The following is a 16,269-nucleotide window of genomic DNA, read 5'->3' as shown; positions in this document are numbered from 1 at the left end:
CCCTCATGAAAAACACCGTCATTGCCGGCGTCCGGCGCGCGTTTGCGGCAGCCGCGTTTTTAGCCGCCGCCTCCACCGCATTTTGCGCGGGCGCCACGCTCGAGCATCCCTTCCCGGGCCAATACAAGGGGGAGTCCGCGCAAGGCATGACCATTCACAAGGACACCGCCTTCCTGTTTAACAACACGGGAGGCTGCCGCGTGTATAACCTCAAGACGGGCGCGCTCCTCAACGCGTTCAAACTCGCCGGCGCCGCGCCGGAGAACCATGCCAACTGCGCCGATTTCGGCGTGGAGTATCCCGCTGACAACGACACCTACCCGGCGATTTATATCTCCGAGTGTTTTGGAAAACGCCGCTGCCTTGTGGAAAGCATCAACGAGGCCGGCTCGAAATTGCTGCAAACGCTGGAGCTTAAATCCGGCGGCCCCGAGGAGTTGCCCTACGACTGGATCGTGGATCGCGAGAAAAAATTCCTCTACGCCCTCACGCTCGTCTCGGATGCGGGCGGCATGAAGGAGGCCCTTGTCACAAAACTCCGCCTGCCCGCGCTGGGCGAGGGCAACGTCATTTTTGCAAGGAAGGACATCATCGAGCAGTTCACCATCCGCTTCCGCAACCTGCACCAGGGCGGCACGATTCGCGGCGAGCGCCTCTACCTGCCGCTCGGCCGCCACAAGCCCCACGGGAAGAAAAAAGACACGCGCGACCGCGCCGTGATGGTCGTCAACCTGGGGACAAAACAAATCGAGAAAACCATCGACCTCAGCGACGACATCCATGTCGAGCCGGAGGATGCCGCGTTCCACGGCGACACGCTGCTGGTGTATTGCGGACAAGCAGGCGGCCTGTGGCGCGTCAACGGACTCTAAACATCCCGATGACTTATTTCTGAATAATACATGACCACGGATTACACGGATTTACACGGATAAATACAAAAGCGACGGAGTCCGCATCCGTGTAAATCCGTGTAATCCGTGGTTAATAAAAATCAAAAAAATCCTAAATCGAGCTAACTCCCAAACAACACTTTCACACGGAAACACACACACGAAACAACATGGAAAAACAAAAAACCACCAAGAGCTTTCACTACTGGCAATGGCGCACCATCATCGCGACGATGGTCGGCTACTCGCTGTTTTATTTCATCCGAAAAAACCTCAGCGTGGCCATGCCCGGCCTGCAGGCGGAGTTTGGCATCACGAAGGCCCAGCTCGGCATCTTCCTCACCGCGCACGGCCTCATCTACGGCGTGTCTAAATTCGTCAACGGCATCATCGGCGACCGCGTGAACGCGCGCGCCTTCATGGTCTTCGGGTTGCTCGCCGTTTCGTTGTGCGGCCTCGCCTTCGCCTCCGGCCCGACAATCGCCGCGTTCTTCGCCGGCTCGAACACGGGCGAGAAATTCACCGCCATACTCGTCGTCACGCTCGGCGTGATCTGGATGCTCAACGGCTTTTTCCAGGGCACCGGATTTCCTCCCTGCGCGCGGCTCATCACCCACTGGGTGCCGCCCTCCGAGCTCGCGTTCAAGATGTCCATCTGGAACGCCTCGCACTCCATCGGCGCCGGCTTCGTCGTCGTGCTCTGCGGCTACCTCGTGATGCTCGGCTGGCGCTGGTGCTTCTGGGTTCCCTCCATGATCACCATCGTCGGCGCGGGCTTGCTCTGGCTCACGCTGCGCGACACGCCCTCGTCCGTCGGACTGCCGGAATTGCCGGGCACCGAAAAGAAATCCGAAACAACGGACACCGAGGCCGACCGCGCCGAGTTCAAAAAATTCCTCCGCAAAAAAGTCTTTCTCAACCCGATCGTCTGGCTCTGCGGCTTCGCCAACTTTTTCATCTACACCATCCGCTACGCCATCCTCGACTGGGGCCCGACCATGCTCGGCGAGTGGAAACACATCTCGATCACAAAATCCACGTGGATGGTCGCCGGCTTTGAGATCGCCGCCATCGCCGGCATGCTCGTCGCGGGCTGGGCGACCGACCGCTTCTTCAAGGGACGCGCCGCCCGCGTGTGCGTGCTCTGCATGGCGTTCGTGACGGTCATCCTGGTCATCTTCTGGCTGGTGCCGCTGCCGACCCTGGCGCTGGTTCCGGTGCTCATGGCCGCGGGATTTTTCATCTACGGCCCGCAGGCGCTCACCGGCGTGATCACGGCCAACATCGTCACGCGTCGCGGCGCGGCGACGGCGATCGGCTTCACCTCGCTGTTCTCCTACGCCAGCACGGTGCTCTCCGGCTGGGGACTCGGCCTGGTGGCGCAAAACTACGGCTGGGCGCCCGCCATCGGCGTGCTGTGCGGCGCGGGCGTCATCGGCCTCATCGCCTTCCTCTGCCTGTGGAACACGAAACGCGACGCCTACGAGGAGGAAAGCGCCGAAAAACAATAACCGAAAAAGGAAACTTTAGGCGGGCATTTTTGTCGGGTTTTTGCCTGACTAAAAATGCCCGCAACTTTTGCCCGGTATCACCGTCTCGCAAAAATCCAAAGCCCGCCCTCTTTTCACTCTCAAAAATCGTGTCCGTGTTCTTATTTCCCGACAAAGCCCGCCGCTCCCCGTTTTCGCAATTCCACCGTTCAGGCAAAATCTTGTTGCTGGTGCTTTTTTTGGGCGGCGCCTCCCACGGCTTCGGACAAAAAGCGGGCACGTCCACCGAGACCCCCGCCGAGACCAACGGCAAGACCGTCCCCGTCACGCTCGCCGCCGCCACGGAAACCTCCAACCAGGGGAAAAAAGGCTCGGGGGACAACTCCTCCTCCACGTCCTCCTCGACTCCCGCCGCCGCCGCGGAAAATACCATCGTGCTCGACACCTACACCGTGAAAGCCTCGCGCGAGGGCGGCGTCGTCACCGAGGGCCCGCAACCCGTCCAGACCTACGACTCCGCGCAAATCAGCGATTCCGGCGCGTTCAGCATGGAGGACTTTCTTGAGGACCTGCCTCCCGCCGAGGACGGCGACGAAGTGCTCATCCTCATCGACGGACAGCCCGCGCACATCGACCCCGAAACCATTCCGCTCGACATGATCGAGCGCGTGCAAGTCAGCCTCTACGGCTCCATCCCCGAGCTCGGCGCCTACGCGCAAGGCAAGGTCATCAACATCATCCTCAAAAAAGACTACGTCGGCGGCGACATCGGCGAGCGCATCCGCGTCGCGGCGGCAGGCGGCGGATTTCACCAATACACAAAATTCTCCATGAACGTCACCAAGCGCCGCTGGAGCTATTTTCTCAGCGGCGTTTATTGGAAGACCAACGAACTGCTCGCCTCCAGCCGCGAACTCTCGCGCAACCAGGACCACACCTATCGCGACGGCACCGACATGCGCCTCGCCTGGGGCACCCCCGGCGTCGTGCAAGCCGCCAGCGGCAACCTCGCCGGCATTGTCGATTCCGGCGGCAATCCCGTCGCCTCCGCGCTTGTGCCCGAAAACCAAAACGGCCTCTCGCTCACCGCCTCCGATTTTCTGGCCGGCGACACCGCGCTCTCCGCCACCGCCTACGGACAGCGCCGCTTCAACACATCCGAGTATCGCATGCTCATCGCCCCCACGCGGCGCCACAACCTGAACGGCTCCGTCACCTACAAGCGCGGCGACCGCTTCCGCATCAGCCTCAGCGGAAACTACACCGAGACCAAGGTCGAGCGCATCGGCGCGCCGCCCGTCACCGCCGCGTCCTCCAAGACGCTCGTGCCCGCCGCCCACAACCCCTTCGGGCAGGACGTCTATGTCGGCCTCGTCCACACGGAATTCGGCCCCACGCGCCAAACCGCGCGCACCCGCAACGCGCAATTCGGCCTCAAGATGAGCGGCAAAATCGGCGACATCACCCCGCCGGCTCCCGGCCAGCACAGCACCGCGTGGAACTGGAGCAGCAGCATCGGTTATCAACGCTACCGCTCGCGCACCATCGCCACCGACCTCGACAAGGACGCGTTCACCGCCTCGCTCGCGTCCGATGATCCCGCCCTGCGCTTCAACCCCTTCGGCGATCCCGCCCTCGGCCCCGTCAACGCGCACCTTTACCCCGGCCTCACCGTCTATCGCACGCGCCTCGACGACATCACCAACGTCCGCTACAACGCCGCCGCCAACGGCCCGCTCGTCATCCTCCCCGGCGGCCCGCTCCGCCTCGCGCTCGCCGCCGCCTATCACCACCAGGACCGCGACCGCGAAAACACAAACGCGACCTCCGGCAACCCCGCCAGGACGGAAAAAACCAACGACTCCGGCGCCGGCTCCGCCTCGCTCAACGTGCCCCTTTTCGGAAGGACAAACACCGCGCCCCTCCTGCGCCGCCTCGAAACCAGCGCCTCCTACTGGCAAAACATGCAAAGCCAGGGCAACCGCCGCCGCAGCTACGCCGGCGGCCTCGTCTGGTCGCCGGCGCGCTCGCTGCTCCTCCGCGCCCGCTACTCGGTTTACGAAAACAAACCCGCCAAATCGACCTTCGCCGGCTCCGAGTCGCTCGTCACCGAAACCTTCATCGACCGCGCCCGCGACGACGAAACCGTCACCGACGTCACCGTTTTCACACGCGGATCCATCTCCGCCGTGACCTCGAAAAGCGAAACGCAAACCCTCGGATTCACCCTCGAGCCGACCTTCCTGAAAGGCCTGCGCTTTTCCGCCACGCACAACATCCGCCAGCGCCACCGCATCTACCAAAGCAGTTTCAGCGCGCAGGAAATCATCAACAACGAAAGCTCGTTCCCCGGCCGCGTCATCCGCGACGACCCCACGCCGGCGGACATCGCGAATGGCCACCCCGGCCGCATCACCCGGATCGACACCACGCCCGGCAACACCGGCGAGGCCGAGGTTCGCGACCTGCGCTTCTCGCTCGAATACCGCCTGCCCAGGCAGCAATACGGACGCATCATGCTGCGCGCCTACGCCACGCACGTGATCGACTCGGACTACCAAGTGTTCCCCGGCGTTGACTACACCTACCGGAGCACCAGCGGCAACAACCCGCCCGAATGGACATTTCAGGGCCAGGCCTCGTGGAACCACAAAGGCTGGAACACGGTTATTCGTGTGAACCACACCGGCCCGCGCATGAACGCGCCCATCGACGACCCGGGCAACCCCAGTTACACGACGATGAACTTCGACCTGAGCTATCAGTTCCAAAAACCGATCATCGGAAAATTTGGCCGACGCCTCCGCATTGGCGTGGGCATAGCGAACTGCTTCGACGTCGAGCCGCTCTACGCCGACACCGTCTCCGGCTACCGCACCGGCTCCCCGCTCGGCCGCATGTATACCTGCTCCCTCACGCTGCCGATGTGACGGGCGATCTCGCGCACATCGGGCCGGCGCAAAAAGAGGAGCACCCCCAACAGCGCATCAGACGGATTTTGCCCGGCCAAAATATTAAATTTTTTCGCGCCGCCGCCGGCCCCCCTTCGCCCTGCATTTGCGCGATCCATAAATGCTTCTCAAGGCGCCGCATTTTGCGTTTGATTGGCCGCATGCCCGCCTTGTCGCGGCTGACAAACATCAATGACTTCGCACACTCAACATTCGCAGCAGCAACCGCGACGGGTTCCCAATCTGCAATCGCAGTTCAAACCCGACGCGTGGCTGCCGACTTCGCGGAAGGAAATGGAGGCGCGCGGATGGGATTGCGCGGATGTTATTGTGTTCAGCGGTGATGCCTATGTGGATCATCCGTCGTTTGGCGCGGCGGTGATCGGGCGGGTTTTGGAGGCGCGCGGGTATCGCGTGGCGATCGTGCCGCAGCCAAACTGGCGCGACGATTTGCGCGATTTCAAAAAGCTGGGGCGGCCCCGTTTGTTTTTCGGCGTGTCGGGCGGTTGCATGGACAGCATGGTCAACCACTACACGGCGAACAAGCGTCTGCGCAGCGACGACGCCTACACGGCGGACGGGCGCGCGGGGCAGCGGCCCGATTACGCGGTCACGGTTTATTCAAAAATTTTAAAACAACTCTGGCCGGATGTGCCCGTGGTGCTCGGCGGAATCGAGGCGTCGCTGCGACGGTTTGCGCATTATGATTATTGGTCGGATGCGCTGAAGCCGGGCGTGCTGATGGAAAGCGGCGCGGATTTGCTCGTGTATGGGCTGGGAGAGAAGCCGATTGTGGAAATCGCGGAGCGGCTCGCGCGGGGCGAGAGGGCGGGGGAGTTGCGGGATGTCCGGCAGACGGCGCGGGTGGAGCGCGGTGAGAATTGCGGGCGGGAGCCCGGCGCCACAGGGGGCCGCGCGCTCCATTCGTTTGCGGAATGCGTGGCGGACCGGCGCAAGTTCGCGGAGAATTTCCGTGTGATCGAGGAGGAGTCGAATCGCGTGCGCGCGGCGACGATTGTCGAGCCGATGGGGGGCGGCGATGAGCGCGCGATCGTGGCGAATCCGCCCTGGCCGTGCCTGACGACGGCGGAGACGGACGCGTCGTTCGACCTGCCTTACACGCGGCTGCCGCATCCGCGTTATCGCGGAAAGCGCATTCCCGCCTACGAGATGATCAGGCATTCGATCACGATGCACCGCGGGTGTTTTGGCGGATGCAGTTTTTGCACGATTTCGGCGCACCAGGGGAAATTTATTTCGGAGCGCACGGAGGCGTCGATTTTGCGCGAGGTGGAAAATGTCGCGCGGATGCCCGATTTCGCGGGCAACATCAGCGATCTCGGCGGGCCGTCGGCAAACATGTATGGATTGCGCGGGAAGGACGAGTCGATTTGCGCGCAATGCCGTCGCGCGTCGTGCTTGCATCCGCGCGTGTGCCGCAATTTGAACACGGATTTGTCGCGCCTGACCGCGCTCTATCGCAAGGTGCTCGAGCATCCGAAGGTGAAGCGCGCGTTTGTGGGCAGCGGGATTCGCTACGATATTTTTCTCGATGAAAACGGATTCCGCTCGAAGGACGGCGGGGAGTATTTCGGGCAACTGGTGCGGCATCATGTGTCGGGACGCCTGAAAGTCGCGCCGGAGCACAGCGCGCCGCAGGTGCTCGGCCACATTCGAAAACCGTCGTTCAAGTTGTTCGAGGTTTTCAAGGCGGCGTTCGACGAGCTCAACGAGCGCGAGGGATTGCGCGAGCAATTGGTGCCGTATTTTATTTCGAGCCTGCCGTATTGCGAGGAGCGCGACATGCGCGCGCTGCAAGGCGATTTGAAGCGGCTGGGTTTTCGCCTGGAGCAGGTGCAGGATTTCACGCCGACGCCGATGACGCTCGACTCGGCGATTTATTACAGCGGTTTCGATCCTTACACCGGCAAGCCCGCCTACGTGGCGCGCACGCCGGAGGAAAAATTGAAACAGCGGTCGTATTTTTTCGACGCCCGCAAACAGGGCCCCGCGTGGAAAAGGCCGGGCGCAAAACGGAGATAGGGGGACGCCTTCGCGATTCCGCCGGAGCCTTGTCCGGCGGGAGGGACGGCCCGGCTGGTGAAAAAAGGCGCACTTTCATCTGTTCTCGGGTGATGCGATTCATAATGCTGTCCGGCGACATGATGCGTTTTCACACAATTTTTTTCGATTTGGACGGCACGCTGCTGGATCATTTTGAGGCGATCCACCGCGCGCATTGTCATACGCGGAAGCATTTTGGCTTGAGCGAGCCGTCGATGGACGAGGTGCATCGCGCGGTGGGGGCGGGTGTGGATGTGGCGGTGACGCGAATTTTTGCGCACGACAGGCCGGATTTGGTTTCGCAGGCGCTGCCGGTTTACAAGGAATTTTGGGACGAAAACATGCTCGACGGCGTGCGTTTGCTGGCGGGCGCGCGCGAATTGCTTGAGACGTTGAACCGCGCCGGCGTTTGTTGCGCGGTGCTGACCAACAAGCACGGCCCGTCGTCGCGCAAGGTGTGCGAGCACCTGGGCGTGGCGCATTTGCTCAAGGGGATTTTCGGCGCGGCGGACACCCCATGGCTCAAGCCGCAAAACGAGTTCACTGCGCACGCGCTCAACGCGCTCGGAAAATCCGATGCCGCCGCGCGCGTGGGAAATGCCGGCGGCGTGCCGGGCGTGTGCCTGGTCGGCGATTCGATTTACGACGCGCAGACGGGGGTGAACGGCGGTTTCCCGTGCTATTGCGTGACAACCGGCACGCACACGGCGGAGGCGTTGCGCGAGGCGGGCGCGATCGAGGTCCATGCGGATTTGCCCGAGCTGGCCAAAAGGGCGGGGCTCTGAAATTCGGTTCCCTAGTTTCTGACTCTCAGGCTTCCTCATTTTCAGTCCTTCAGCATTTCAGCCCTTTTCATAAACCCACTTGCCACGGGATGGCCGGGGTGGTTGCTTGGCTTTTTCACCAAGACTTTTGCGAATTTTCAACTGATGTCCGACAATACCGATTCCCAGCCGCGGCCCTTGCACAAGCGTTATAAACGCGAACTCATCATTGCGTTTGTGGCGTGCGCCCTGGTCGGTGGCGCATTGGCCGTCGGGTTCTGGCCGCAGGTGAAGGTGCTGATGCAGCAAACGGGCGCATTCCTTGCTGATTTTGTGGAGACGATTGGCGCCGCCGGCAGCGGTTGGTTTTTTGCCGCGTATGGAATTGGCCCCGCGATTGGCATGCCCATATCGCTTTTTAACATTACCGCCGGCCTGGTTTTCGTTCCCAAGCTGGGCATTTTCTGGACGAGTCTTTTTGCCGCGCTGAGCCTGATGTGCGCCAATGCGATTTCCTACTGGCTGGCCCGGTATGCGATGCGTCCCGTGATTGAGCGGCTGATCAAAAAACTCGGCTACAAACTGCCCGTGATTCCGAGTGACGAGCACATCACGGCGTGCTTGTTTCTGCGTGTTGTTCCGGGGCCGCCGTATGTCATACAATCCTACATTCTGGGGCTCGCGAAAGTGCGCTTTTTGCCCTACATGGTCGTCTCGTTTCTAGGACAATACGGGTGGGCCTTCGCCATGATTTTTCTCGGGAAGAATTTCGACACTTTCAAGGAGAGCGGTTCCTTCAAGGGAATTTTTGTCGCCGTGGTTTTTATTGCCCTGCTGATCGTTGCCACCCGTGTCGTGCGCAGGCGAATCACAAAAAAAACGGCGATGAAAAGCGACAAGTCCGCTGGTGCCGGGGAAGGCGGCAGTCATGAGTGACGAGGGTGACGGAGGCTTGTTCGGACGGCGCGCCATCGAGCACGGCAATCCGTCCGCGGACGAAACCCAGCGCGCGTTCAGTGTGACGGAGTTCACGCGCCGCGTGAAGGACGCGCTCGCGCAATCAATCCGCCCGTGCTGGGTGCGCGGGGAGATTTCCAATTTGCGCGCGCAGGCAAGCGGCCATGTGTATTTCGTCCTGAAAGACGCGGGGGCGCAGGTTGCCGCGGTGCTTTTCCGCGGTGACGCGGCGCGCCAGTCGGTCGCCTTGCGCGATGGATTGCAGGTGCTCGTGTTCGGGCAGGTGAGCGTTTACGAGGCGCGCGGGCAGTATCAGATTATCGTGCGCGCGGTGGTTGAGGACGGGGAGGGGCGGTTGCAGCGGGAGTTCGAGGCGCTCAAGCGGCGGCTCGCCGCCGAGGGACTTTTCGACAATGCGCGCAAAACCTCCATCCCGCCGATGCCGGCGACGCTTGGTTTTGTGACTTCGCCAACGGGCGCGGCGGTGCAGGATTTCATCCGGATACTCAAGCGGCGCGGCTGGCGCGGACGGCTCGTCGTGCTGCCGGCCAAAGTGCAGGGCGAGGGCGCTGCGGAGGAAATGGCCGCGATGCTGCGCGCCGCCGAAACACTGGGAATTTTCGACCTGCTCGTGATTGGCCGCGGCGGCGGGAGCCTGGAGGATTTGTGGGCGTTCAACGAGGAAACGCTTGTCCGCGCGGTCGCGGCGTGCCGGGTGCCCGTCATTTCGGCGGTGGGGCACGAGATTGATTTTACGCTGTGCGATTTCGCGGCGGATTTGCGCGCGGAAACACCGAGCGGCGCGGCGGAACTGATTTCGAGCCAGTTTGTGCATTGCGCGGACCGCATGACGCGCGCGGCAGAAGCGCTCGGAAAATTGTTGGGCGAGCGCATCGAACGCGCGCGCGGCCAACTCGACAGTCTCCGCGCGCACTTGCGGCTGCTCTCGCCGTCGGCCCGGATCGAGCAGGGGCATTTGCGGCTCGATGACATGGCCGGACGGCTCGCGTCCGCGTTTCAACACGCGACATTGTTGAAGCGGCAGCAACTCACCGCCGCGCGATCGACCTTTGCGGCGCGCTCGCCGGAGACGCGTGTGCAGATGGCGTCGCAACAATTGCTCGGCCTTTGGAAGCGTTTGCAGGCGGCGAGTCCCGGATCGGTGTTGAATCGCGGTTTTGTTATCATGCGCGATGATGAGGGGCGGCCGCTCGCGCGCCGCGCGGAAGTGAAGGCCGGCCGGCCAATGGTCGCGGAATTTGCCGACGGGGAAGTGCGCATGAGTGCGACGGAGCCGGAGCTCGGCCGTTAGGGCAATCTCACCCGCCGTCGAAAGACAATCTCGCAATCCGCCGGGCAAACGGCTGAACTGCGCATTCCGTAACCCAAAACCACAAATCACAATCCCATGGATATCAAAACATACTCCCGTCCGTTTCGCGGCCTTTGCGCCCTCTTTTTTGCGCTCGTGTTTGCCGTCGCCGGCATCGCGCTCAACGCCGACGTCAAGGTTCCCGCCATTTTTGGCGACAACATGGTGATCCAGCTTGGCCGGCCCGTCCCCGTATGGGGCAGCGCCGCGCCCGGTGAAAAAGTCACCGTCACCTTCGCCGGCCAGACCAAGACCGCCGTCGCCGATGCCGGCGGCAAGTGGCGCGTGAATCTCGACCCGCTTCATGCCGACCCGAAACCCACGCCCCGCGAACTCACCATCGCCGGCAAAAACACCCTGCGTTTTAACAACGTGCTCATCGGCGTCGTGTGGCTCTGCTCCGGCCAGTCCAACATGGAATGGACGCTTCAAAAATCGGAAAACGGCGACGCAGCCATCGCCGAATCCAACCACCCCAACCTCCGCCTCTTCCACGTTAAGAAAACCTGGAGCGACACGCCGCGCGACGACGTGCCCCTCGAAAACTCCTGGGCCTGGGCCGCCGCCGCGCCCGGCACCACGCCGAAGTTTTCCGCCGTCGGCTACTACTTCGGACGCGCCCTCATGAACGCCTTCAAGAACAACATCCCCGTCGGCCTCATCAACGCCAGTTGGGGCGGCACGCGCATTGAGCCGTGGACCAGCCCCGCCGGTTTCGCCGCCATCCCCGCGCTCGCCGAAATAAACACCCGCGTGCAATCCGTCCAGCCCGGCACCGAGGCCAACAAGACCCTCACCGCGCAAGCCCTCGACGCGCAGGAAGCCTGGCTCTCCGCCGCCCGCGCCGCCACCGCCGCCGGCAAAGTCGTCGCGCCGCCGCCCGAGTTTCCCAAGGCGCTTCGCCCCTTGAGCGCCGACATGGCCAGCCGCCATCAAAACCCCACCGTCCTCTACAACGCCATGATCGCCCCCTTCGTCCCCTTCGCCATCCAGGGCGCCATCTGGTATCAGGGCGAGGCCAACCGCGCCGACGGCGCCCTCTACTACGACAAACTCAACGCCCTCATCGCCTCCTGGCGCGCGGAGTTTGAAAACCCCAGGCTGCCCCTGCACATTGTCCAGCTCGCTCCCTACAAATACAACGACACCGTCACCCTGCCCAAAATCTGGGCCGCCCAAGAGCGCTTCGCCCGCGACGACAAACACTCCGGCATCGCCATCATCAACGACATTGGCAACATTCAGGACATCCACCCGATAAACAAACTCACTGTCGGCGCGCGCCTCGCCCTCCTCGCCCTCAACAAAACCTACGGCATCACCCAGGTGAAATGCGACTCGCCGGCGCCGTCGGAAATCCGCTTTGAGCGCGACTCCGCCGTCATCACCTTTGGCAACACCGCCAAGCTCGCCACACGCGACAACGCCGCGCCCGACTGGTTTGAAATCGCCGACGCCTCCGGCTGGCACAAGGCCGGCGCCACGATCAAGGACAACGCCGTCACCGTTCGCGCCGAGGGCGTCACGCAGCCCGCCGCCGTCCGCTACGCCTGGTCCGGCACCGCCGAGCCCAACCTCCGCGACGCCGCCACCGGCCTCCAAGTCGGCGCATTCACACATGGCGAAATCCCCCTGCCCGCCGAAATCGCAAAACTCGGCGACGAAGCCAAGGGCTTCCAAGTCCTCTACGACCTCAACCCTCTCGCCTCCAAGGGCCACGAAGTCACCTACAACGTCAACAACGCCGCCAAGTTTGCCGACAAAAAAATCAAGCGCGTCGCCTACTTCCTTTCCCTCACCGACCATAACGACAAGAACACCCACGCCGTCGTCTCGTTCGACGCCTTTGCGCAGGACGCGAAAAAACTCGGCGTGCCCACCAAAAACTCCGGCGCGCGCTTCCAGCAAAACGTCACCAACCTCGTCGTGCGCTCCAACGTCCGCGGCGTGAAAACCGGCAGCTTCGCGCGCGGCAACATCGAGTTCTGGGACTGCAACTACTCCGGCGCCAACGCCGCCAAGGTTTCCGGCGCCAGCGACCAGCTCTATGATTTCGGCGACGCCATGAGCACCGGACGCTCGCCCGGCTACGGCTCCATGCAAATCCACAACACCGCCGAAAAACAAACCATCATCGCCTACAACAAGTGGAGCGATGGCAAGAACTGCGACATCGGCATCGGCAACCAGCCCGGCGGCGGCAATAAAAACCCCGACTGGACCTTTTCCAAATCCGGCAGCCGCCTCCAGTCAGCCCGCCTGCTGGTGCTCGTCCTGGCCGAGTGAGCGCCTTTTGTCGCCGGGTGATTTGGGGCAAATTGCCCGCGCTCAATCCCGGCAACCACTTCGCCCGCGGCCCGCTTTAAGACAGCGGGCCGTTTTTTATGCGCAGGGTCACCGGCTCCGCGCGGGACCGGTTGATCCGCGCACAATGAGCAATGGGTCGATCATTTTTACGACGGGTTTTGCGCGCAGCGGTTTTCCCATCTGGGCGATCACAAAATCAACCGCGACCTGGACCGTCTTGTCCACGCGCTGGTCGACGCTCGTGATGTTGGGCACGACCATCGAGCAAATATCCTGGTTGTTGAAGCCGCTCACCGAAAAATCCTCGGGCACTCGAAAGCCCATGTCCCTCACTCCGTGGATCGCGCCGGCGGCCAGGACGTCGTTGAGCGCGATGAACGCGGTCGGCGGCTTGCCGCGCTCGATGAACGTGCGCACGAGCGCGCGCCCGAATTCAAAATCGCTCGTGCGGACAATCTGGTCGTCGATGTTTTCCGTGCATTTGTCGAAGTCGAGCCCGCGCTCCTCAAGCGCCTCGCGGATGCCCCGTGTGCGCTCGTGCGTGCTGCGGAAACTTTCCGAGTAGCCGAGCAGCCCGAAACGCCGGTGCCCGAGATCGAGCAGGTGCTCCGTGATCGCCACCATGCCGCGCGCGCGGTCAAGCGTCACCGTGTTGGCGCCCTTGATGCCAAAATGGTCGATCACCAGGCTCGGCGTGCCATTGTTCGCGAGTCCCTGGAGCTGGCGCTCGATTTTTTTCTCGTCGAAATAGCCCAGAAACACCATCGCCTCCACTCTCAGCGAAAGAAAATTGCGCACCGCGCCCTCGCAGCTGTCGCCATCGACCACCTCGATGAATGTGGTGATTTCCCTGTCGCGGAGCTTGGCCTGCAACGAGGCGAGCTTGTTCACGAGAATTGGGAACGAAAGATTTTGCACGCACACGCCGACGGTTTGCGTGCGCTTGCCCTTCAGATGCAGCGCGTAGGCGTTGGGCACAAAACCGGTTTCCTCGATCGCCCGGTTTACGCGGTCAATCGTCTTTTTTTTGAGTCCGGGCTGTCCGTTAAGCACGCGGGAGACGGTGGTGCGCGCAAGCCCGACATGGCGGGCAAATTCTGTCGTGGAGCGAATGGGGCGGGTGACGGTTTTGGGTTCGGTGTGTTTGCTTTTCACTGTAACAAAAAGGTTCGCCGCATGATCAATGACACGTCCCTCATGTCAAACCCGGTCATCTGTGTTTAAAAAAAAGACAATTGTCCGTTTGCGCGGGTCGCCGGAATTGTTTTCAAGCCGGATCGGACGATGCGGCGCCATGAAAGACAGCCGGGGTGAACTGGCGGAGAGGGAGGGATTCGAACCCCCGGAACCGTTGCCGGCTCACCTGATTTCGAGTCAGGCGCATTCGACCACTCTGCCACCTCTCCGTGACTTTATGACGAAACACGCGACGCTACGGGTTGATTCGCAAAACGGAAGCAGAAAGTTTCCGGTTTTGAAATTTTAGGGTGGCGAAAAAGGTTTTCGAGCGCCCATCCGACCTTGATTCCCGGAGGGGGGAGGCTCCGCCAATAGGCGCGCAATAGGACATCGTGCCGCTTGATTTCATGGCGCATCCCTGTTTACTGGCAAACTCATGGACACCACCTCTCTCATCATCTTCATCATGGTCGGCGCGTTTGTCGGATGGCTTGCGGGCGTTATCATTCGCGGTTTCGGGTTTGGCATTATCGGCAATATCATTGTCGGCGTAGCCGGCGCGTTCATCGGCACATGGCTTTTTGCCAGCGTTCTCAAAATTCAAAATATCGTTTCCCCGCTCGTCGATCTTGTCATTTACGCCATGGTTGGCGCGATCATCTTGCTCGTTGTGCTCGGAATTTTCCGCAAAATAATTAAGTGAGCCCGGTCGGCGGATGCGTTTGCGCCCGGCGCGTTTTTGCGCGCAGCCATGGGCTCCCGATAAATTTCAAATAATCGTTGCCCTTCCGCGCTTCGGCGACTCACAGTTCCGGCGTTCTTTGCAGCATAGTCCCAGGCAACGGGAAAAGCCGTGAAAACCGGCTACAGTTGCGCTGCGGTAACGCATCAGTCCAAACCTTCGGTTCGCGCGTCCATTCCAACGGCCGCGCGAAAAATCCAGTCGGCGTCCACTCGCCGGCGAAGGAGAAGGCCAGGCGGCGGCTCGCTCTTTTTTTGCGCGCCGCGACACATGCGGAGTCCGAATATCCGACCCGGGACGCTCACGCGTGTGGCGCGAAACTTTTGCGCGCGCCATGCACGAAAAACTTCATCGCAAAAATGAAGCGTGGGAGCAGTGTGACGCATCGAATCGGGCGGTTTTCATTCCCAAGCGAAAACCCGCGTGATGGAGGCCCGTCTGCTCTTACCATTAACAAGAGAGACATCCAAATCATGCTATACGGACACGGCGACGACGCCCGTTTCCAGTCGCGCCCCATCGGCGACGACTTCAGTTCCAACATCCGCCCCGACGGCCCGCCCGCCGGGCTTCTCGGCCACCTGCGCACGCGCATCGACGCGGTCGCGCATTATCCCGACGCCGGCGCGCGCGAGCTCGCCGCCAAACTCGCCGCGATCAACCGCATCGCGCCCGGACAACTGCTCGTCACCGCCGGGGCCACCGCGGGCATTTACCTCGTCGCGCAGACGTTTCGCCGCAAACGCTCGCTCATCGTCACGCCGACGTTTTCCGAATACGAGGACGCCGCGCGCATCCATGAGCACGCGCTCGATTTCGCGCCGCGCGCGGAGCTCCGGCAAACCGGGGACGGCTCCTTCGCGGCCGATCTTGTCTGGCTCTGCGAACCCAACAATCCCTCCGGGGAAATCCTCCCTCGCGAACAACTCCTCGCGCTCATCGACGCGCGCCCCGAAACCGTTTTTGTCATCGACCAATCCTACGCCGGGTTTTGCGCCGCGCCGCAACTCCGCGCCTCCGACATCGCCGGTCGCGAAAACCTGATCCTCCTCCATTCGTTCACAAAAATCCTCGGCATTCCCGGCTTGCGACTCGGCGCGATTTTGTCGTCGCCCAAATTGATTTCACGAATCGCCGGCGGCATGCAACCGTGGTCGGTCAACGCGCTCGCGCTCGAGGCCGGCGCCTACTACGCGGCGCGCGCGCACGAGTTCGCCCTGCCGCTCGACGACCTCCTCGCAAACACCCGCGCCCTCTCCAAATCCATCTCGGAAATCCCCTGCTGCGCGCCAAAGCCCACCGCCACCAATTTTTTCCTGGTCGAGCTCGCCAAGGGCAACGCCAAGGCGCTCAAGCAACACCTCGTCAAGGGCCACGGCATACTCATTCGCGACGCCTCGAACTTCCGCGGACTCACGCCGCAACACATCCGCATCGCAACGCGCACGCCGTGGCAAAACCACCGGCTCGCCGAGGCGTTGCGCGCATGGCGGCCGTGACAGTCCGCCGCTTGCGTCCGTTCATTCCGCATTCCGAAATCCGCACTCCGC

General features: G+C 62.0%; 11 protein-coding genes and 1 tRNA gene. 10 read left to right on the top strand and 2 right to left on the bottom strand.

The window, feature by feature from the left end:
- The first annotated feature begins 5 nt into the window (after window positions 1–5).
- The 8 genes from M2103_RS04065 (at window position 6) to M2103_RS04030 (ending at window position 12,777) form a co-directional block, all read left to right on the top strand.
- Entirely contained in the window at window positions 6–872 is an 867-nt protein-coding gene (locus tag M2103_RS04065) for a hypothetical protein (RefSeq protein WP_277508908.1), read from the top strand.
- A 191-nt stretch (window positions 873–1,063) separates the two neighbouring features.
- On the top strand, window positions 1,064–2,404 hold the full coding sequence (locus tag M2103_RS04060; protein WP_277508907.1) for an MFS transporter: 1,341 nt from the start codon (window positions 1,064–1,066) through the stop codon (window positions 2,402–2,404).
- 128 nt (window positions 2,405–2,532) lie between these two features.
- Entirely contained in the window at window positions 2,533–5,313 is a 2,781-nt protein-coding gene (locus M2103_RS04055; RefSeq protein ID WP_277508906.1) for a hypothetical protein, read from the top strand.
- 213 nt (window positions 5,314–5,526) lie between these two features.
- Window positions 5,527–7,377: a YgiQ family radical SAM protein gene (locus tag M2103_RS04050; RefSeq protein ID WP_277508905.1), complete on the top strand. Its 1,851-nt coding sequence runs from the start codon at window positions 5,527–5,529 to the stop codon at window positions 7,375–7,377.
- A gap of 92 nt (window positions 7,378–7,469) precedes the next feature.
- Entirely contained in the window at window positions 7,470–8,183 is a 714-nt protein-coding gene (locus tag M2103_RS04045; protein ID WP_277508904.1) for an HAD family hydrolase, read from the top strand.
- Between the two features lie 144 nt (window positions 8,184–8,327).
- Window positions 8,328–9,098 carry a VTT domain-containing protein gene (locus M2103_RS04040; protein ID WP_277508902.1) on the top strand — a complete coding sequence of 257 codons (771 nt, stop codon included), beginning with the start codon at window positions 8,328–8,330 and terminating at the stop codon, window positions 9,096–9,098.
- On the top strand, window positions 9,091–10,431 hold the full coding sequence (gene xseA, locus M2103_RS04035; RefSeq protein ID WP_277508901.1) for an exodeoxyribonuclease VII large subunit: 1,341 nt from the start codon (window positions 9,091–9,093) through the stop codon (window positions 10,429–10,431). The genes M2103_RS04040 and xseA overlap by 8 nt, the downstream gene beginning before the upstream one ends.
- A gap of 96 nt (window positions 10,432–10,527) precedes the next feature.
- On the top strand, window positions 10,528–12,777 hold the full coding sequence (locus M2103_RS04030) for a sialate O-acetylesterase (RefSeq protein ID WP_277508899.1): 2,250 nt from the start codon (window positions 10,528–10,530) through the stop codon (window positions 12,775–12,777).
- A gap of 108 nt (window positions 12,778–12,885) precedes the next feature.
- Here the strand turns inward: M2103_RS04030 and M2103_RS04025 are convergent, their stop codons facing one another.
- Both M2103_RS04025 and M2103_RS04020 read right to left on the bottom strand, forming a co-directional pair.
- Entirely contained in the window at window positions 12,886–13,953 is a 1,068-nt protein-coding gene (locus tag M2103_RS04025) for a LacI family DNA-binding transcriptional regulator (protein WP_277508898.1), read from the bottom strand.
- A 161-nt stretch (window positions 13,954–14,114) separates the two neighbouring features.
- Window positions 14,115–14,204, bottom strand: a tRNA-Ser gene (locus M2103_RS04020).
- Between the two features lie 209 nt (window positions 14,205–14,413).
- Here M2103_RS04020 and M2103_RS04015 point away from each other — a divergent pair.
- Together M2103_RS04015 and M2103_RS04010 are read left to right on the top strand one after the other, a co-directional pair.
- Complete coding sequence (locus tag M2103_RS04015) at window positions 14,414–14,680, top strand: GlsB/YeaQ/YmgE family stress response membrane protein (protein WP_277508897.1); 267 nt, start codon at window positions 14,414–14,416, stop codon at window positions 14,678–14,680.
- Between the two features lie 512 nt (window positions 14,681–15,192).
- Window positions 15,193–16,218 carry an aminotransferase class I/II-fold pyridoxal phosphate-dependent enzyme gene (locus M2103_RS04010; RefSeq protein WP_277508896.1) on the top strand — a complete coding sequence of 342 codons (1,026 nt, stop codon included), beginning with the start codon at window positions 15,193–15,195 and terminating at the stop codon, window positions 16,216–16,218.
- Window positions 16,219–16,269 lie beyond the last annotated feature (51 nt).

Source organism: Ereboglobus sp. PH5-5 (assembly GCF_029504805.1).
Classification (GTDB): Bacteria; Verrucomicrobiota; Verrucomicrobiia; order Opitutales; family Opitutaceae; genus Ereboglobus.
This window is presented reverse-complemented; position numbering and strand designations above follow the sequence as displayed.